This is a genomic window from Limimaricola variabilis (genome assembly GCF_034371605.1).
In the GTDB taxonomy this organism is placed as follows: Bacteria; Pseudomonadota; Alphaproteobacteria; order Rhodobacterales; family Rhodobacteraceae; genus Limimaricola; species Limimaricola variabilis.
Genome location: NZ_CP139691.1, coordinates 1419863 through 1438479, shown reverse-complemented (window position 1 = coordinate 1438479; position 18617 = coordinate 1419863). Strand labels below are relative to the sequence as shown.

At 68.5% G+C, this 18617-nt stretch carries 19 protein-coding genes; 13 read left to right on the top strand and 6 right to left on the bottom strand.

Going from position 1 to position 18617, the window contains the following annotated elements:
• Positions 1 to 69: 69 nt before the first annotated feature.
• The gene (gene tldD / locus T8T21_RS07060) at positions 70 to 1503 is read right to left on the bottom strand and encodes a metalloprotease TldD (RefSeq protein ID WP_322337334.1); all 1434 of its coding nucleotides are present in this window, start codon (positions 1501 to 1503) and stop codon (positions 70 to 72) included.
• Between the two features lie 180 nt (positions 1504 to 1683).
• Between tldD and coxB the strand changes: the two genes are divergently transcribed.
• The 10 genes from coxB (at position 1684) to T8T21_RS07010 (ending at position 10766) form a co-directional block, all read left to right on the top strand.
• A complete protein-coding gene (gene coxB, locus T8T21_RS07055) occupies positions 1684 to 2541 on the top strand; it encodes a cytochrome c oxidase subunit II (RefSeq protein WP_322337333.1) in 858 nt (285 codons plus the stop codon).
• Positions 2542 to 2713: 172 nt separating this feature from the next.
• Positions 2714 to 3682 carry a heme o synthase gene (cyoE, locus tag T8T21_RS07050; RefSeq protein WP_322337332.1) on the top strand — a complete coding sequence of 323 codons (969 nt, stop codon included), beginning with the start codon at positions 2714 to 2716 and terminating at the stop codon, positions 3680 to 3682.
• A 12-nt stretch (positions 3683 to 3694) separates the two neighbouring features.
• On the top strand, positions 3695 to 3895 hold the full coding sequence (locus T8T21_RS07045; RefSeq protein WP_407660120.1) for a hypothetical protein: 201 nt from the start codon (positions 3695 to 3697) through the stop codon (positions 3893 to 3895).
• Positions 3892 to 4506 carry a cytochrome c oxidase assembly protein gene (locus T8T21_RS07040; RefSeq protein WP_322337331.1) on the top strand — a complete coding sequence of 205 codons (615 nt, stop codon included), beginning with the start codon at positions 3892 to 3894 and terminating at the stop codon, positions 4504 to 4506. The genes T8T21_RS07045 and T8T21_RS07040 overlap by 4 nt, the downstream gene beginning before the upstream one ends.
• Before the next feature lie 25 nt (positions 4507 to 4531).
• The gene (locus T8T21_RS07035) at positions 4532 to 5332 is read left to right on the top strand and encodes a cytochrome c oxidase subunit 3 (RefSeq protein WP_183473992.1); all 801 of its coding nucleotides are present in this window, start codon (positions 4532 to 4534) and stop codon (positions 5330 to 5332) included.
• 89 nt (positions 5333 to 5421) lie between these two features.
• Entirely contained in the window at positions 5422 to 6090 is a 669-nt protein-coding gene (locus T8T21_RS07030) for an SURF1 family protein (protein WP_183473994.1), read from the top strand.
• A 17-nt stretch (positions 6091 to 6107) separates the two neighbouring features.
• Positions 6108 to 7496, top strand: a complete 1389-nt coding sequence (gene thrC / locus T8T21_RS07025) for a threonine synthase (RefSeq protein ID WP_322337330.1) — start codon at positions 6108 to 6110, stop codon at positions 7494 to 7496.
• Positions 7493 to 8758: a M16 family metallopeptidase gene (locus T8T21_RS07020; RefSeq protein WP_183474000.1), complete on the top strand. Its 1266-nt coding sequence runs from the start codon at positions 7493 to 7495 to the stop codon at positions 8756 to 8758. Before thrC ends, T8T21_RS07020 begins: the two co-directional genes overlap by 4 nt.
• On the top strand, positions 8758 to 9342 hold the full coding sequence (locus T8T21_RS07015; RefSeq protein WP_322337329.1) for a GNAT family N-acetyltransferase: 585 nt from the start codon (positions 8758 to 8760) through the stop codon (positions 9340 to 9342). Before T8T21_RS07020 ends, T8T21_RS07015 begins: the two co-directional genes overlap by 1 nt.
• 14 nt (positions 9343 to 9356) lie before the next feature.
• Entirely contained in the window at positions 9357 to 10766 is a 1410-nt protein-coding gene (locus tag T8T21_RS07010) for an FAD-binding oxidoreductase (RefSeq protein ID WP_322337328.1), read from the top strand.
• Between the two features lie 73 nt (positions 10767 to 10839).
• Here T8T21_RS07010 and T8T21_RS07005 read toward each other — a convergent pair whose 3' ends face one another.
• Positions 10840 to 11022 (bottom strand): CsbD family protein, encoded by a 183-nt coding sequence (locus T8T21_RS07005; protein WP_183474009.1) that lies wholly within the window; start codon positions 11020 to 11022, stop codon positions 10840 to 10842.
• A 128-nt stretch (positions 11023 to 11150) separates the two neighbouring features.
• Entirely contained in the window at positions 11151 to 11681 is a 531-nt protein-coding gene (locus T8T21_RS07000; protein WP_322337327.1) for an adenine phosphoribosyltransferase, read from the bottom strand.
• A 181-nt stretch (positions 11682 to 11862) separates the two neighbouring features.
• Between T8T21_RS07000 and T8T21_RS06995 the strand changes: the two genes are divergently transcribed.
• Positions 11863 to 13455 (top strand): SulP family inorganic anion transporter, encoded by a 1593-nt coding sequence (locus T8T21_RS06995; RefSeq protein WP_183474014.1) that lies wholly within the window; start codon positions 11863 to 11865, stop codon positions 13453 to 13455.
• Between the two features lie 57 nt (positions 13456 to 13512).
• On the opposite strand, the gene T8T21_RS06990 is transcribed toward T8T21_RS06995, so the two are convergent.
• Positions 13513 to 14118: a flavin reductase family protein gene (locus T8T21_RS06990; RefSeq protein ID WP_322337326.1), complete on the bottom strand. Its 606-nt coding sequence runs from the start codon at positions 14116 to 14118 to the stop codon at positions 13513 to 13515.
• Positions 14119 to 14257: 139 nt separating this feature from the next.
• Here T8T21_RS06990 and T8T21_RS06985 point away from each other — a divergent pair, with 139 nt between their 5' ends.
• Both T8T21_RS06985 and T8T21_RS06980 read left to right on the top strand, forming a co-directional pair.
• Positions 14258 to 14746 carry a GNAT family N-acetyltransferase gene (locus tag T8T21_RS06985; RefSeq protein ID WP_322337325.1) on the top strand — a complete coding sequence of 163 codons (489 nt, stop codon included), beginning with the start codon at positions 14258 to 14260 and terminating at the stop codon, positions 14744 to 14746.
• Between the two features lie 31 nt (positions 14747 to 14777).
• Positions 14778 to 15593 (top strand): EcsC family protein, encoded by an 816-nt coding sequence (locus tag T8T21_RS06980; protein WP_322337324.1) that lies wholly within the window; start codon positions 14778 to 14780, stop codon positions 15591 to 15593.
• Here the strand turns inward: T8T21_RS06980 and arsH are convergent.
• Together arsH and T8T21_RS06970 are read right to left on the bottom strand one after the other, a co-directional pair.
• On the bottom strand, positions 15590 to 16297 hold the full coding sequence (gene arsH / locus T8T21_RS06975) for an arsenical resistance protein ArsH (RefSeq protein WP_322337323.1): 708 nt from the start codon (positions 16295 to 16297) through the stop codon (positions 15590 to 15592). The two genes, T8T21_RS06980 and arsH, sit on opposite strands and share 4 nt — an antisense overlap.
• A 60-nt stretch (positions 16298 to 16357) precedes the next feature.
• Positions 16358 to 18613, bottom strand: a complete 2256-nt coding sequence (locus T8T21_RS06970; RefSeq protein ID WP_322337322.1) for a phosphoenolpyruvate--protein phosphotransferase — start codon at positions 18611 to 18613, stop codon at positions 16358 to 16360.
• Positions 18614 to 18617 lie beyond the last annotated feature (4 nt).

Here is an 18617-nt window from a genome sequence, read left to right as displayed (position 1 = left end):
CCGCGCCTCGCCTGTTGCCCGACCAGAACTAGGGCGACTCGGTTAACAGCGCGTAAATCGAAAGGCGTATCAGCTGCCCGATCCGCCCACCGTCAGGCCTCCGATCATCAGGGAAGGCTGGCCCACGCCGACCGGCACCCATTGGCCCGCCTTGCCGCAATTGCCGATGCCGGGGTCGAGCGCGAGGTCATTGCCGATGGCGCGGATCTTCTTGAGTGCAGTGGCGCCGTCGCCGATCAGGGTCGCGCCCTTGACCGGCGCGCCGACCTTGCCGTTCTTCACCCGGTAGGCCTCGGTGCAGGAGAAGACGAACTTGCCGGAGGTGATGTCGACCTGCCCGCCACCGAAGCCCACCGCCCAGATCCCGTCCTTGAGGTCGGCGACCATGGCTTCGGGATCGTCATTGCCCGCCAGCATGTAGGTGTTGGTCATGCGCGGCATCGGCGTGTGGGCAAAGCTCTCGCGCCGGCCATTGCCGGTCGGCGCGACGCCCATCAGCCGCGCGTTCTGCCGGTCCTGCATGTAGCCCACCAGCTTGCCATCCTCGATCAGCGTGGTGCGGTTCGAGGGCGTGCCCTCGTCGTCGAAAGTGATCGAGCCGCGGCGATCCGGAATCGTACCGTCATCGAGCACTGTGACGCCGCGCGCGGCGACCTCGCTCCCCATCAGCCCCGAAAAGGCCGAGGAACCCTTGCGGTTGAAATCGCCCTCGAGGCCGTGGCCCACCGCCTCGTGCAGCAGGATGCCGGGCCAGCCCGGCCCGAGCACCACGTCCATGACGCCGGCGGGCGCTGCCTCGGCGTCGAGATTGACCAGCGCGATCCTCAGTGCCTCGCGCAGCACCGGCTCCCAGTGGTCGCGCGCCATCAGCCCGTCGAGGCCGAAACGTCCGCCGCCGCCCATGTGGCCGCTCTCGCGGCGCCCGTCCTTCTCGACGATCACGCCGATCGAGATCCGAGCCATCGGGCGGATGTCGGTATAGAGCGCGTCCTCGGGCCGCAGGATCGCCACCTCCTGATGCGAGGCGGCGAGGCTGGCGGTCACCTGCACCACCCGCGGGTCGAGCGCGCGCGCCACCGCGTCGATCTCGCGCAGGATGTCGACCTTGGCGCCGAAGCTCGCGCCCATGATCGGGTCGGCATCCGTATAAAGGTGGCGGTTGGTGCGCGCCGGCGCCTCGGCCAGCGTGCCGCCGCCATCGCCCACAGCGAGCCGGGCCGTGGCGACGGCGCGGGCCACCGCCGCTTCGTCGATCGTGGTCGAATGGGCGTAACCGGCGGTCTCGCCGCGCACCGCGCGCAGCCCGAAGCCCTCGGCCGCGTCGAAATTGGCGTGCTTGAGCCGCCCGTCGTCGAAGCCCAGCACCTCGGAACGGCGCCGCTCGAGAAACACCTCGCCATCATCGGCGCCCGCCACCGCCTCGCGCAGGAGCCGCAACGCCGCGGCGCGGTCGAGATGTGTGGCAAAGGGGTCGAAGGCGGGTTCGGCCTGGCGTGCGGTCATCTGGCGTCCTCGGCGGGTGGGAAAGGGGCGCCGGGGCAGGTAGGGCGAGCGTCCCTTTGCCGCAACCCGACAGCTTGTTCTGCGCGACAGTTTATGGGAATAGACCCGCGGACGACAGGGGATTCCGCCCGCGCGGGGGCCTCGGGGCGCCGGATTACGCCACACATGCAAGGTAGAGACATGCACCTCACAAAGCCCCTCGCCATGCTCGGGACCATCGCCGCCAGCCTGACGGCGGGCGCGGTTTCGGCACAGGAGACGATCGCCGAGCTGCCGATCATCGGCCGTCCGGTTGACGGGGCCGTGGGCTGGCAACCCGCCGCGACCAAGCTGGCGCGCGACATCCACTGGCTCGACGGCATGCTGCTGGTGATCATCACCGCGATCACGCTCTTCGTCACCGGCCTGCTGGCCTTCGTGATCCTGCGCTACAACCGCAAATCCAATCCGAAGCCCGCGACCTTCACCCACAACTCGCCGCTCGAGATCGCCTGGACCGTTGTGCCGATCGTGATCCTGATCTTCATCGGCGCCTTCTCCCTGCCGGTGCTGTTCGACCAGCAGGAGATCCCCGAGGGTGATGTCCGGATCAAGGTGACCGGCTTCCAGTGGTACTGGGGCTACGAGTATGTCGACGAGGACGTCGCCTTCGAGAGCTTCATGATCGGTGCCGGCATGGGCAACCTCAACGAGGAGATCCTGGCCGAGCTGAACGAAGCCGGCTACGGCGCCGACGAGTTCAAGCTGGCGACCGACACCGCCGTGGTGGTGCCGGTGGGCGCGACCGTGGTGATGGACGTCACCGGTGCCGACGTGATCCATTCCTGGACCATCCCGGCCTTCGGCGTGAAGCAGGACGCGGTGCCGGGCCGGATCGCCCAGCTGTGGTTCGAGGCCGAGCAGGAAGGCGTCTATTTCGGCCAGTGCTCGGAGCTGTGCGGCAAAGACCACGCCTACATGCCGATCACCGTCAAGGTGGTGAGCCCCGAGGCCTACGAGCAGTGGCTCGCCGGCGCCAAGGAAGAGTTCCCGGCCTGACCCGGGACGTGGCTGACGGGGCAGGGCGCGCAGGCGCCCGCCCGACGAGGCGGCATCGCCGCCATTCGACATGACGACCGGCCGGGACCGCCCGGCCGCGACGGCGGGGTCGACGCGCCCTGCGACCGCGCCAGCAGCGACGGCGGATGATGACCGCCGGACGGGAGCCCGCATGACCGATGCCAGCATGACCGACCTGAGCTATCCCGGGGCCCCCGAAGCGGGGCTCAAGGACTACTTCGCGCTGCTCAAGCCGCGGGTGATGTCGCTTGTGGTCTTCACCGCGCTGGTCGGCCTCGTGGTCGCGCCGGTACCGGTCAATCCCTTCATCGGTTTCGTGGCGATCCTGTGCATCGCGGTCGGTGGCGGTGCCTCCGGCGCGCTCAACATGTGGTGGGACGCCGACATCGACGCGATCATGCGCCGCACCAAGTCGCGCCCGATCCCGTCGGGCAAGACGACGCCGGGCGACGCGCTGGCGCTGGGGCTGGCGCTGTCGGGCTTCTCGGTGGTGGTGCTGTTCCTCGCCGCCGGGCCGCTGGCCGCTGGCCTGCTGGCCTTCACTATCTTCTTCTACGCCGTGATCTACACGATGTGGCTCAAGCGCTCGACGCCGCAGAACATCGTCATCGGCGGCGCCGCAGGCGCCTTCCCCCCGATGATCGGCTGGGCCGCCGCGACCGGCGACATCGCCCTCGAGAGCGTGCTGATGTTCGCGCTGACCTTCATGTGGACGCCGCCGCATTTCTGGGCGCTGGCGCTGTTCGTGAAATCGGATTACGGCGACGCGGGCGTGCCGATGCTGACCGAGACGCATGGCCGCCGCTCCACCCGCCGCCACATCCTCGCCTATACGCTGCTGCTGCTGCCGGTGGCGCTGGGCCTTGGCTTCACCTCGATCGGCGGGCCGATCTACCTCGCCATCGCGGTCGTGCTGAACCTGCAGTTCCTGGGCGGCGCCTGGAAGCTGCTGCGCCGCGACGAGGCGCAGGCGGAGGCCGATGGCTACGCCGCCGAGAAGAAGGTCTTCAAGATCTCGCTCGGCTATCTTTTCCTGCATTTCGGCGCGCTTCTGATCGAGGCGGCGCTGCGTCCCTGGGGCGGTTCCTGGCAGATCCTGTCGGGGCTGGTCGGGGCATAAGGAGACATTTCCATGCGTGTCGAACATGAACTGCATCACCGCCGGCGGGGCCGCAACTTGGGCGTCGGGCTGCTGCTTGTCGGCTTCGTCGCCCTGATGTTCGGCCTGACCGTGGTCAAGACGCTGAGCCTGGGCAACATCGTCGAGCTCGAGCGTTTCGACCATGTCGCCCGGCCGCAGCTCGTTCCGCAGGAGGAGGCGCCGGCGCAATGACCGATCGGGATCGCAGACTGCGCCGCACGGCGCTGCAGATGGTCGGCGTGGTCGTGGTGATGGGCGCGCTCGCCTGGGCCGCCGTGCCCTTCTATTCCTGGTTCTGCCGCGTGACCGGCTTCGGAGGTGCCACCTCGGTGGCGGAGGCCGCCTCGGACACCGTGCTCGACGAGACCATCACCGTGCGCTTCGACGCCTCGCTCGATCGCGGCATGCCCTGGACCTTCAAGCCGGTCGAGCGGCAGATGACGCTCAAGATCGGCGAAACCGGGCTGGCCTTCTACGAGGCCCACAACCCGACCGATCGGCCGGTGGCGGGGCAGGCGGCCTACAACGTCGCGCCCTATGCGGCCGGCGGCTTCTTCGAGAAGATCGACTGCTTCTGCTTCACCGAGCAGGTGCTGCAGCCCGGCGAGACGGTGCTGATGCCGGTGAGCTTCTACGTCGATCCCGAGATCGTGGAGCATCGTGAGGCGAAGTATGTCCACGAGATCACGCTGAGCTACACTTTCTACGAGATCGACCTGCCAGAGGACACGGAGACGGCGGCGCTGGCGCCGGGCAACGAGTCTTTGACACGAACCGCCGTGCAGGCGATAGACACGAACTGAACGAAAGGCCCGAGGGACCGACGCAATGGCGCATGAGAAGAACCACGACTACCACATCCTGGCCCCGTCCATCTGGCCGCTCATCTCCGCCGGTGGCGCCTTCGCGATGCTGTTCGGCGCCGTCGTCTGGATGCATGGCTCGGGCCCCTGGCTGTTCCTGATCGGCCTCGCCGCCGTGCTCTACAGCATGTATGGCTGGTGGGCCGACGTGGTCGGCGAAAGCCGGGTCGGCGATCACACCCCGGTGGTGCAGATCGGCCTGCGCTACGGCGTGATCATGTTCATCATGTCCGAGGTGATGTTCTTCGCGGCATGGTTCTGGGCCTTCTTCAAGAACGCGCTCTACCCGATGGGCCCCGAAAGCCCGATGGTCGACGGCGTCTGGCCGCCCGAGGGCATCACCACCTTCGACCCGTGGCACCTGCCGCTGATCAACACGCTGATCCTGCTGTGCTCGGGCGCGGCGGCCACCTGGGCGCACCACGCGCTGGTGCATGAGAACAACCGCAAGGACATGCGCAACGGCCTGATCATCGCCGTAGTGCTCGGCCTGATCTTCACCGGCTTCCAGGCGCTGGAATACTGGGAAGCGCCCTTCAGCTTCGGCGGCAACGTCTATGGCGGCGTGTTCTTCATGGCGACCGGCTTCCACGGTGCGCATGTGATCATCGGCACGATCTTCCTGCTGGTCTGCCTGATCCGCCTCGAGCGCGGCCATTTCACCCCCGAGAAGCATGTCGGCTTCGAAGCGGCGGCCTGGTACTGGCATTTCGTCGACGTGGTCTGGCTCTTCCTGTTCTTCGCGATCTACGTCTGGGGCAGCTGAGCGGTCGGGGCGAGACCGCCCGCCACATGGCCCACCGATTCACGGACGCGCGGGGCCTCCTCGCGCGTCCTTTCGTTTCCGGAGACGAGATGCGCCGAACGATCCTTCCCCTGCTCATGGGACTCATGGGCTGCGCCATCCTGCTCGGCCTCGGTGTCTGGCAGGTGCAGCGCCTGTCGTGGAAGACCGCGATCCTTGCCGATCTCGACTCACGCATCCTCGCGGCCCCGGTGCCGCTATCGGGCGTGTCGAGCGCCGACCCGCAGGCTCAGCGCTACCTGCCGGTGGTGGCCCAGGGCCGATTGACCGGCGAAGAGATCCACGTGCTGAGCGCGGCGGATGGCCCCGGCTTCCGGGTGATCGGCGTGCTCGACACCGGCGGTCGCCGGGTGATGATCGATCTCGGCTTCGTGCCCTTGGAGGCCAAGGAGCGCGGCCGCGCCGCGCTCGACGTGATGGTCACGGGCAACCTGCACTGGCCGCAGGAAGCTGACGAATGGACCCCGCCCGCCGACACCGCCGCCAACATCTGGTACGCGCGCGACGTCGGGCCGATGGCCGCCGCGCTCGGCACCCGCCCGCTTCTGGTGGTGGCAAGACGGATCAGCCCGTCGGTCGGCACCATCCCCATGCCGCTTGACAGCGGCGCCGTGCCGAACGACCACCTCGGCTACGCGATCACCTGGTTCTCGCTGGCCGCCGTCTGGGCCGTGATGACCGGATTTTTCCTGTGGCGCGGCCGCCGCGCCGCGTCCTGACCACGAAGGACCGATCCATGCGCTACGTCTCGACCCGGGGCCAGGCCCCGAGCCTCTCCTTCGAAGAGGCGATGCTCACCGGTCTGGCCCGCGACGGCGGCCTCTACGTCCCCGAGACGGTGCCGATGTTCGACCGCGCCCAGATCGCGGCGATGGCGGGCCAGCCCTACGAGGAGGTGGCCTTCCGGGTGATGCGCCCCTTCATCGGCGACGCCTTCACCGATGACGAATTCCGCGAGCTGATCGCGCGGGCCTATGCGGGCTTTGCCCATCCCGCCCGCGCGCCGCTCAAGCAGCTCGGCCCGAACCACCACCTGCTGGAGCTGTTCCACGGGCCGACGCTGGCCTTCAAGGACTTTGCCATGCAGCTGATCGGTCAGCTGTTCCAGGCCTCGCTGGAGCGGTCGGGGCGGCGCATCACCATCGTCGGCGCGACCTCCGGCGATACCGGCTCGGCGGCGATCGAGGCTTTCCGCGGGCTCGCCAATGTCGACGTGGTGATCCTCTACCCGCATGAGCGGATCTCCGAAGTGCAGCGTCGGCAGATGACCACGCCGTCGGAAGAGAACGTCCACACCCTCGCGGTGAGCGGCGATTTCGACGATTGCCAGGCCGCGCTCAAGGACATGTTCAACGATTTCGACTTCCGCGACGAGGTCGGGCTGGCGGGGGTGAACTCGATCAACTGGGGCCGGGTGCTGGCGCAGGTGGTGTACTACTTCACCGCCGCCACCACGCTCGGCGCGCCGCATCGCGACATCGACTTCACCGTGCCGACCGGCAATTTCGGCGATATCTACGCCGGCGACATCGCGCGGCGCATGGGGCTCAGCATCGGGCGGCTGGTGATCGCCACCAACCGCAACGACATCCTGCACCGGACCATCGAGAGCGGCGAGCACCGCAAGGCGGGCGTCACGCCGACCATCAGCCCGTCGATGGACATCCAAGTGTCGTCGAACTTCGAGCGGGCGCTGTGGGATGCCTATGGGCGCGACGGCGCGGCGGTGACCCAGCTGATGAACGAGCTCAAGCGCGAAGGCGGTTTCGCGGTGAGCCAGGGTGCGATCGGCCGGCTGCGTGACAGCTTCGCCTCGGGCCGGGCCTCCGAGGAGGAGACGCGCGAGACCATCCGCCGTCTCCATGCCGAGACCGGCGAGCTTCTGTGCCCGCATTCTGCGGTCGGCGTGCACGTGGCCGAGACGCATCTGGGCGACAATCCGATGGTGACGCTCGCCACCGCGCATCCCGCGAAGTTCCCCGACGCGGTCGAGGCCGCCACCACGGTCCGGCCGCCCCTTCCCACCCGGATGGCAGGGCTGTATGACCGCCCCGAGCGGGTGACGCGGGTCGAGAACGACCTCGCCGCCCTGCAATCCGTCATCCGGGAGAAGATCGCACGGTGAGTGTCCAGCTGCATACCCTGTCCAACGGCTTCCGCATCGCCACCGAGCGGATGCCGGGGCTGCAATCGGCCTCGATCGGCATCTGGGTGCTGGCCGGCGGCCGACACGAGACCGAGGACCAGAACGGTATCGCCCATTTCCTCGAGCACATGGCGTTCAAGGGCACGGCGAAACGCTCGGCGCTGGCCATCGCCGAGGCGATCGAGGACGTGGGCGGCTACATCAACGCCTATACCTCGCGCGAGATGACCGCCTATTACGCCCGGGTGCTTGGGCAGGACGTGGACCTCGCGCTCGACGTGATCTCCGACATCCTGCTGAACCCGGTCTTCTCGCCCGAGGAAATCGAGGTCGAGCGCGGCGTGATCCTGCAGGAGATCGGCCAGGCGCTGGACACGCCCGACGACATCATCTTCGACTGGCTCCAGGAAGAGGCCTATCCAGGCCAGTCGCTGGGCCGCACCATCCTCGGCCCCGCCGAGCGGGTGGCGCGCTTCAGCCGCGCCGATCTCGAGGCGTTCACCCAAGCCCATTACGGCCCGGGGCAGCTGATCCTGTCGGCGGCGGGCGATGTCGATCACGAGGCCATCGTGGCCGCGGCCGAACGGCTGTTCGGCGGGCTGGCGCCGCGCGTCACCGCGCCGATCCAGCCGCCCGCGCGTTTCCTCGGCGGCGAGAGGCGGGTGATCAAGCCGCTCGAGCAGGTGCATTTCGCGATGGCGCTCGAAGGCCCGCATTACCGCGATCCGGCGATCTACACGGCGCAGATCTACGCCACCGCTTTGGGCGGCGGCATGTCGTCCCGCCTGTTCCAGAAGATCCGCGAGGATCGGGGTCTGTGCTACACTATCTTCGCGCAGGCCGGGGCCTATGAGGACACCGGCATGACCACGATCTATGCCGGGACCTCGGCCGAGGAGATCGGCGATCTGGCGCGGCTCACCATCGACGAGATGAAGCGCGCGGCCGACGACATGAGCGAGGCCGAGGTCGCCCGGGCCCGCGCGCAGATGAAGGCCGGGATGCTGATGGGGCTGGAAAGCCCGTCGAACCGGGCCGAGCGCCTGGCGCGGATGCTGGCGATCTGGGGCCGGGTGCCGGGCATCGAGGAGGCGGTCGAGAAGATCGACGCCGTCACCGTCGAGGATGTCCGCGCCTTCGCCGCCCATGCGGCGGGCGGCGCCGGCAGTGCCCTGGCGCTCTACGGCCCGGCGGAAAAGGCGCCGCGTCTCGACGAGCTGAAGGAAAGGCTCGCCGCCTGATGCTCGGCCAGCGGCGGCGGGTCCAGATCGAGACCGAGCGGCTGACCCTGCGCCCGCCCGTGCATGGCGATTACCGGGCCTGGGCGGCGCTGCGCGAGGGCTCGGCGGATTTCCTGACCCGCTGGGAGCCGACTTGGGCGGCCGACCACCTGACCCGCCGCGCCTTCACAAACCGCGTCTACTGGGCGCAGCGCTCGATCGCCCAGAACACCGCGCTGCCGCTGTTCCTGATCCGGCGCGCCGACCAGATGCTGTTGGGGGCCATTACCCTCGACAACATCCGCCGCGGCCCGGCGCAGGCGGGCACGACCGGCTACTGGATCGGCAAGCCCTTCGCCCGTGCGGGCTACATGCGCGAAGCGGTGCTGGCGGTGGTGCACCACGCCTTCAACGTCATGGACCTCAGCCGGATCGAGGCGGGATGCCTGCCCGAAAACACCCCCTCGCGCCGCCTGCTCGAGAGCTGCGGCTACAAGTATGAGGGCGTGGCGCAAAGTTACCTGCAGATCGACGGCCGCTGGCGCAACCATGTGCTCTACGCCAATCTGCGGGCCGACCGGCGCGGTCGCGCCGAGACTGGCTAGGGAGGAGACCTGCCATGCTGAACCCCGCCACGCCTGCGTTCCTCGACACGCTCCGCGCGCACCTGCCCGCGGCCGCGTTCCGCGAGGCGGGGCCGGAGCATCTGCAGGAGCCGAGGGGCCGCTACACGGGGCAGGGGCTGCTGCTGGCACCAAGCTCGACCGAGGAGGTGGCCACGATCCTGCGGGCCTGCCACGCGGCGCGCATCGGCGTGGTGCCGCATGGCGGCGGTACCGGCCTCGTGGGCGGGCAGGTAATGCAGGATGGCGCGGCGCCGGTGATCCTGTCGCTGGCCCGGATGGACGCGATCCGCGCGGTCCACCCCTCCGAGAATGTCATCGTCGCCGAGGCCGGGGCAATCCTGGCCGGCGTTCAGGACGCCGCGCGCGACGCCGGGCGAATGTTCCCGCTCTCGCTTGCCTCGGAAGGCTCGGCCCGGATCGGCGGGCTCCTGTCGACAAATGCAGGCGGGCTCAACGTGCTGCGCTACGGCAATGCGCGGGCGCAATGCCTCGGGCTCGAGGTGGTCACGGCACAGGGCGAGATCTGGCACGGGCTGACGCGGCTCTACAAGGACAACACCGGCTACGACCTGCGCGACCTGATGATCGGCGCTGAGGGCACGCTGGGCGTCATCACCGCCGCGGCGCTGAAGCTGGCGCCTGTGCCCGCGGCCTCCGGCACGGCGCTTCTGCAGGTGGCCTCCCCCCGGGCCGCGCTCGATCTGCTGGCGCTGGCGCGCGACCGGGTCGGCGACAACGTCACCGCGTTCGAGCTGATGCACCGGCAAGGCCCCGAGTTCCTGATCGAGGCCGGTCTCGACGCGCGCGTACCTCTCGATCCGCTGCCGGAATGGATGGTGCTGATCGAGTTGGGCCTGCCCGAGGGGCTGCGTCCGGCGGACAGCCTCGCCACGATCTTCGAAGCAGCGCTCGAGAAGGGGCTGTCCGAGGATGGGGTGATCGCCTCCTCCGAGGCTCAGGCCGAGGCGCTCTGGGCAGTAAGGGAGACGATCCCCGAGGCCAACCGCCGCATCGGCTCGATCTCTTCGCACGACATATCTGTCCCGCTCTCCTCCGTGCCGGACTTCATCGCGCAAGGCGGCTCGGCGCTGCAGGAAGTGGGCGAGGTGCGGATCAACTGCTTCGGTCATCTGGGCGACGGCAACCTGCATTACAACGTCTTCCCGCCGAAAGGACGGGACCAGCGGGAGTTCGACGACATCCGCCCGCGCGTGAAGGAGATCGTCCACGACCTCGCGCATGGCTTCGGCGGCTCTGTGAGCGCCGAGCATGGCATCGGTCGGCTCAAGGTCGGCGATCTGGAGCGCTACGGCGACCCGGTGAAGCTGTCGATGATGCGCGCAATCAAGTCGGCGCTCGATCCGAACGGTATCCTCAATCCGGGCGCGGTATTGAGGGGCTGAGGCCCGACATGCGAATGGCCGCATCGCTGCGGCCATTCGAGCTCACGCGGAGCCGGGATTTCGGAAGACGGGCTCAGATGTCGTCGCCCAGCGCCCCCTTGATCGAACCCGAGACGTTCTGAGCCGTGCCGCGCGCCTTCTGTGCCTTGCCCTCGGAGCGCAGCCGCTCGTCGCCCGTCGCCTCGCCGATGGCATCCTTGGCGGAGCCAGCGGCCTTATTGGCGGCGGCCTTGGTCTTGTCGATGAATTCACCCATTGGGGACGTCCTCAATCGCGGCAGGCGCGGCGACCATCGCCGCACCTCGCTTCGTGGACATCAAACGCTGGAGCCCGCCCCGCAGTTGCGCGCGGCGTGCCGCCAAGCTTCACGTCTGCGAGATGGGCTCAGGCCCCTTCATAGGCGCAGAGCGCCTCGACCCGCTGACCCAGCCCCTCAAGCCGCTTCCGGCCGCCCAAGTCCTTGAGATCGATCACGAAGGCGCAGGCCGTGACCTCGGCGCCCAGCCGCTCGATCAGCCTGATCCCCGCTTCGGCCGTGCCGCCGGTGGCCAGCAGATCGTCGACCAAGAGTACCTTCTGGCCGGCATGCAGCGCATCGTCATGAATTTCGACCACCGCTTCGCCATATTCGAGGCTGTAGGCCTGCTCGATGGTCTTGCCGGGCAGCTTGCCCTTTTTGCGGATCGGCACGAAGCCGGTGCCGAGCCGGTCGGCAAGCGCCCCGCCCAGGATGAAGCCGCGGGCTTCGAGACCTGCCACCGTGTCGATTTCGAGCCCTTCGCAGGCCGTGACCAGCCCCTCGATGGCGAGCCGCAGCCCGTCGCGATCGGCGAAGAGCGTGGTGACGTCCCTGAACATGATGCCTTCATGCGGGAAGTCGGGGATGGTGCGGATGTAGTCGGTCACATGGGCCATGACGGCTCCTTGTATTGCGGCTGTACGTGTCCCCGAGGGACGGGCGGCGCGTTCATAGGGCGTGCAGGGCCGCTTGCGAAGCCCGATTCGGGGAAACGGCGCGTTTGCGGGTTCCGTCGCGGGGCGCGCTGGGCTATGCCGCGACCGCATCCCGAACGAACCTGTCCGCGAAAGTGAGCCGATGAGCCGATCCCCGCTGGCCGTGCTGGCCAATGCCGTCTCCTCCGAGAACGCCCCGGCGCTGCCCGGCAGCGCCGCCGATTACAAGACCGAGATCCTGTCGGGGCTGACGGTGGCACTGGCGCTGGTGCCCGAGGCGGTGGCCTTCGCCTTCGTCGCCGGGGTCAACCCGCTCGTCGGCCTTTATGCGGCCTTCCTTGTCGGCCTGATCACGGCACTGATCGGCGGCCGGCCTGGCATGATCTCTGGCGCCACAGGCGCGCTCGCAGTGGTGATGGTCAGCCTCGTCGCCGAGCACGGCGTGGAGTATCTCTTCGCCACCGTGGTGCTAATGGGCATCCTTCAGGTGCTCGCCGGCATCTTCCGGCTGGGCAAATTCATGCGGCTGGTACCGCATCCGGTGATGCTCGGATTCGTCAACGGCCTGGCCATCGTGATCGGCCTGTCGCAGCTCGAACAGTTCCACGACCCCCAGACCGGCGGCTTCCTCAGCGGTGGACGCCTGGTGCTGATGCTGGCGCTGGTGGCGCTCACGATGTTCATCATCTGGATCATGCCACGCCTGACCCGTGCGATCCCCGCGCCGCTCGCCGCCATCGGCATCGTGGCCGCGCTGGTGATCGGCTTCGGCCTGCCGGTGCCGCGCGTCGGCGACCTTGCGCAGATCTCGGGCGGGCTGCCCGAGTTCTCGATCCCGATGGTGCCGCTCAACCTCGAGACCTTCGGCATCATCCTGCCCTACGCGCTGATCCTTGCCGCGATCGGCCTGATCGAAAGCCTGCTGACGCTCAACCTCGTCAGCGAGATCACGGGCAAGCGCGGCGGCGCCAGCCAGGAATGCGTGGCGCAGGGCATCGCCAACGTCGTCACCGGCTTCTTCGGCGGGATGGGCGGCTGCGCGATGATCGGCCAGTCGATGATCAACGTCTCCTCGGGCGGCCGCACCCGTCTTGCCGCCGCATCGGCCGCGATCTTCCTTCTGTGCTTCATCCTCTTCGCCGCCCCGGTGATCGAGCAGATCCCGCTCGCCGCGCTGGTCGGCGTGATGTTCATGGTCGTGATCGGCACCTTCGCCTGGAACAGCTTCCGGGTTATGCGCCGGGTGCCGCGGGTGGATGCCATCGTCATCGTGCTGGTCACGGTCATCACCGTGCTGACCGACCTCGCCACCGCGGTGGTCGCGGGGGTGATCGTCTCGGCGCTGGCCTATGCCTGGCAGAACGCGACCCGGATCGGCGCGCGCACCTTCCGTACTGAGGACGGCGCCAAGGTCTACCAGATCCAGGGCCCGCTCTTCTTCGGTTCGGCCGATGGCTTTTCCGAGCTGTTCCAGGTCGAAAACGACCCCGACCACGTGATCGTCGATTTCGAGCACAGCCGTGTTGCCGACCAATCGGCGCTGGCGGCGATCGAGACGATGGCCGAGCGCTACACCAATGCCGGCAAGCGGCTGGTACTGCGTCACCTGTCGCCGGACTGTCACGCGCTTCTGCGCCGGGCAGGCCAGCTCGTGGTCGAGAGCGATGACGATCCGAATTACGGTCTGGCGGTCGATTACGACGTCCGGCTCGGCGCGCTGGGCGGCGGGCACTGAGCCCACCGGCCTTTGCGAAAATCGAGAGGCGGCCCCTTGGCGGGCCGCCTTTTGCGTTCAGTCAGCGGGCCGCTTGAGGCTGAACAGCTCGGTCACGCGGGCATAGTCGCGATAGCCGAGCCGCGCCAAGGGCTGGAATCGGGTCACGTCGAAATGGCCATCGACGAGGCAGTCGTCGCGCATGTGCACGCCGGTCACTTCGCCGATCGCCATCACGTTCATCTCGCCTTCCAACTCGACGAAGCGGACCAGCTTGCACTCAAGTGATGCAGGCGCCGACGCCACCCGCGAGCAGGGGATGGTCTCGCATTCCGCCCGCTCGATGCCGGCATGCTCGAATTCGTCGGTGCCGCGCGGCCACGGTCCAGAGGTCGCGTTCATGGCGTCGCGCGCCGCGTATTCGACGATGTTGACGCAGAACACGCCGGTCTCGCGGATGTTGGACATGCTGTCCTTGGACCAGTCTCGGTCCTCCTTGGCCGAGGTCGAGGCGAACATCACCTGCGGCGGGACGTAGGCCACGGCGTTGAAGAAGGAGTAGGGGGCGAGGTTCTCCGATCCATCGGCGCCACGGGTGGAGATCCAGCCGATCGGGCGGGGCGTGACGATGGCGTTGAACGGGTTGTGCGGCAGGCCGTGGCCATCCTCGGGGCGGTAGAACATCGCGCTTTCCTTTTCAGTTGTACCGAGAGGTAGCGGCCCGGCCCGCGTCGGTCCAGCGGCCTGAGGCGGTTTGCACCGCGCCCCCGCCATGCTAGGGCGCGGCGCGCGGCGCGCTTCGCCGCGGGGGCGGGAGTGACGCATGGCCGAGATCGCGCGCGAGGCGCCCGGGGATTTCCACGAGGTCGAAGCTCTCTACGACCTGTGCTTCGCACCGGGACGCGAGGCGCTGTCGTCGTATCGCTTGCGTGACGGAGTGCCGCCGGAGGCGGCGCTGTGCCTCGTGGCGCGCGGCCGCGCGGGCGAGGTGGCCGGGGCGATCCGCACCTGGCCGGTGCGCGTGGACGAGGTGCCCGCACTGCTTCTAGGGCCGGTCGCGGTGCATCCCACCCGGCAGGGTGAAGGCCTCGGCGCGCTGCTGATCCACGAGGTGGTCGCCCGGGCACGCGATCTGGGCCATCCACGCATGATGCTCGTCGGTGACGCGCCCTATTACGCCCGCTTCGGCTTCGCGCGGCTAGAAGGCGTGATCATGCCGCCGCCGACCAACCCCGAACGTGTGCTCGGGCTTGATCTCGTCGAGGGCGGCTGGGACGGGATCGCGGGCGAAGTGACGCGCGCGGTGGATTGAAAACCTCTCCGGGCATCCCAGATATCGGCGCATGAGCCCCGTCATGCGCGAGATCAATCCCGAACATCCCCCCGCGCCGCTCGATGCGGCGGTGAAGGACGAGATCACGGCGCTGGCCGAACGGCAGGCGCGCGCGGGGCGCGGGCTGATGCGGATCATCAATCTGGCCGGCAATCGTGTCGAGGGCGGCATCCGGATGCTGCCAAAGCCCGCCCGGGCACGGATCGAGGCAGCAGCACGGGCCGCGCTGACGCGCAGCTACGACATGGCCGAACGCACGCGCGCCCCTGGCAATGGCGCGGCCGTACTCGAGGCGGCCTTCGGCTCGGACCGGGCGGCACGGTTCATGTGCACGCTGTCGGGGGCGCTGGGCGGCCTGGGCGGAATGACCACGGCGCTGGCCGAACTGCCGGTCGCCACCACGATGATCTTTCGCGCCGTCCAGCGCGTGGCCGAGGCCAATGGCGAGGATCCCGCCAGCGCCGAAACCCGGGCCGAATGCCTGCGCGTCTTCGGCGCCGGGGGCACGGAGGAGGATGACGACGGCGTCGACACCGCCTTTCTCGGCGCGAGGCTCGGCCTGTCGGGCGTCGCCGTGAACCGGCTGATCTCGCGCGTGGCGCCGCGCTTTGCCACCGTGCTCGGACAGAAGCTTGCAGGTCAGGCCGTTCCGATCCTTGGCGCGGCGGCCGGTGCGGGCACGAATTACGCCTTCATCGACTATTACGTCGAGATCGCGCATGTCCATTTCGGGCTGCGGCGGCTGGCGCGCGTCCATGGCGAGACGGCGGTGCTCGATGCCTTCCACGCGGCGCTCGACCGCCGCCGCATGCCGGCGCGGCGCTAGGTCTTGCCGGTGTTCACCCGCTTCGACAGCGCCGCGTGGCTTTCCACCCGCTCGGAGTAGCGGTCGGTGAGGGCGGGACGGCCGCGGGTCATATAGGTGAACTTCACCAGCTCCTCCATCACGTCGACGATCCGCGCGTAATAGGGCGACGGCTTCATCCGCCCGGCCTCGTCGAACTCGTCCCACGCCTTGGCGACCGAGGACTGGTTGGGGATCGTCACCATGCGCATCCAGCGGCCCAGCACCCGCATCTGGTTGAGGGCGTTGAAGCTCTGCGAGCCGCCGCAGACCTGCATCAGGGCGAGGGTCTTGCCCTGGGTCGGCCGCACGCTGCCCAACGAGAGCGGGATCCAGTCGATCTGCGCCTTGAGGATGCCCGTCATCGCGCCATGCCGCTCGGGGCTAGACCAGACCATGCCCTCGGACCAGTCCGCGAGTTCCCGCAACTCAGCCACCTTGGGGTGGTCGGCAGGCTCGGCATCCGGCAGCGGCAGACCGGTGGGGTCGAAGATCCGCACCTCGGCCCCGAGATGTTCGAGCAGCCGCGCGGCCTCCTCGGCAGCGAAGCGCGAAAAGGAGCGGGTGCGCAGGCTGCCATAGAGGATCAGGATGCGCGGCGCGTGACCCGGATCGCCGGCGGCGGCGTAGAGCGCCGGATCGATCGGCTCCAGCCGGTCGCGGTCGAGATTGGGTAGGTCGGACATGGCCGTCTCCTCATTTCCACTTTTCTAGATATATGGAAGTGAGGAGAGCGGTTCAAGTCGTCACATCAGCCAGCCCTGCGAGGTCAGCCATTTGGTCACGGCCGGCCGCACCGAGGCGGCGCCCTCGGCCCGGGCCTCGTCGATGACACCGCGCAGCGCCTTGAGGTTGCAGTGCCGGATCAGGTGCTTGACCGGTCCGACCGAGGCCGGGCGCATCGACAGCATCGGAAAGCCGAGGGCGGCGAGGCACAGCGCCTCCATCGGCCGTCCCGCATCCTCGCCGCAGAAGGAGATCGGCGTGCCGGCCGCTTTGGCGCGGGAGAGGATGTGGTCGAGGAAGCTCAGGAAGCTCACGTCGAGCGTGTCGTAGCGGCGGCGCACGCGCTCGTTCTCGCGATCGGCGGCGAAGAAGAACTGCTTGAGATCGTTGCCGCCCACGGAGAGGAAGTCGACCTCGTGGTAGAAGCAGTCTGGCGCGTAGGCGAGGCTCGGCGTCTCGAGCATGGCGCCGACCTCGATGGTTTCGGGCAGCGCATGGCCGAGGATGCGCTCGCGCGCCATCGCCTTCTCGAATTCCTCGCGCGCGGCATAGAACTCGGCCGGCAGGGTGACGAAGGGAAACATCACCGATAGCGGGCGGCCATTCGCGGCGCGGATCAGCGCCTGCAACTGCATCCTGAGCACGCCGGGCTTGTCGAGCCCAACCCGCACCGCGCGCCAGCCCATCGCCGGGTTCGGCTCGTCGTTGGGCTTCATGTAGCTCAGCACCTTGTCCGAGCCGATGTCGAGCGTTCGGAAGGCGACGCGCTTGCCGTCCGCCGCGTCCATCACCCGCGCATAGAGCGCCGAGAGCTCGGCCCGCTTGGGCATCTTGTTGCGGATCAGGAACTGCAGCTCGGTGCGAAACAGCCCGACCCCTTCGGCGCCCGAGCCCTTGAGCGAGGGCAGGTCGGCCATCAGACCGGCATTCATGTGCAGCGAGATCGTGCTGCCGCACAGCGCCGTGGCCTTCAGATCGCGGATCGAGGCATAGCGTTCGAGCGCACGGGCCTGCATCGCGATCTTGTCGCGGAACGCGGTCTTCACCGTCTCCTCGGGCCGCAGATGCGCCACGCCCTGATCGCCGTCGACCAGGATCACGTCACCGTTCAGCGCCTCCTGGGTGATGTTGCGCGCATGGATCACCAGCGGGATCGCCCAGGCCCGGGCGACGATCGCGGCGTGGGAGCCGACCGAGCCCTCTTCGAGCACGATGCCCCTGAGCTTCTTGCCGTATTCGAGAAGCTCGCCGGGGCCGATATTGCGCGCGACCAGCACAGGGTCGTCAGGCATCTCGGCGCCGGTGTCGCGGCCCTGGCCGGTCAGGATGCGCAGCAGCCGGTTCGACAGATCGTCGAGATCCGAGAGCCGCTCGCGCATGTAGTGATCGCCCGAGCGGTTCATCCGCGAACGCGCCAGCGACTGCTCCTTTTCCACGGCGGCCTCGGCCGAGAGCCCGCTCTCGATGTCCTCCTCCATGCGCCGCATCCAGCTGCGCGAATTGGCGAACATGCGATAGGTCTCGAGCACCTGCACCTGATCGGCATTCGCGGTCGTCGCCCCCGAGAGCATCTCGTCGACGGTGACGCGCAGCTTGTCCACAGCCTGGCGCAGCCGCTCCAGCTCGATCGCCGGGTCGTCGGCGATCGGGTTGGTGACGACGACGCGGGGGTCGTGCAGCCAGACATGGCCTTCGGCCGCGCCCTCCTGTCCGGAGGTGCCCTTGAACATCACCGCCTGCTGGTGGCGCGCCGAGAGCGCGGCACCGGTATCGATGAAGGCGCCCAGCTCGGTCATCTCGGCCAGCACCATGGCCACGACCTCGAGCGCATAGACCTCGTCGGGGGTGAATTCGCGCGCCGCCTTGGACTGCACCACCAACACGCCCAAGGGCTCGCCCAAGCGCTGGATCGGCACGCCGCAGAAGCTGGAATATCGTTCCTCGCCGGTCTCGGGCATGTAGCGGAAGCCCGGCTCGGCGGGAGCATCGGCGGTGTTGACCACCTGGCGGGTGCGGGCGGTGCGGCCGACCAGGCCCTCGCCAAGCCGCATCCGGGTCTGGTGCACGGATTCGGCCTTGAGGCCCTCGGTGGCGCAGAGCTCGAGGGTCTCGGCGTCGCGGAACAGGTAGATCGAGCAGACCTCGGTCTTCATCGAGGAGGCGATCAGCCCGACGATGCGGTCGAGCCGCGCCTGGCCCGCGCCGCCCTCGGCCATCACGGCCGAAAGGCGCCCCAGCAGCTTGCGGCTCTCGGATTCTACCTGTCGATCGACCATCGCC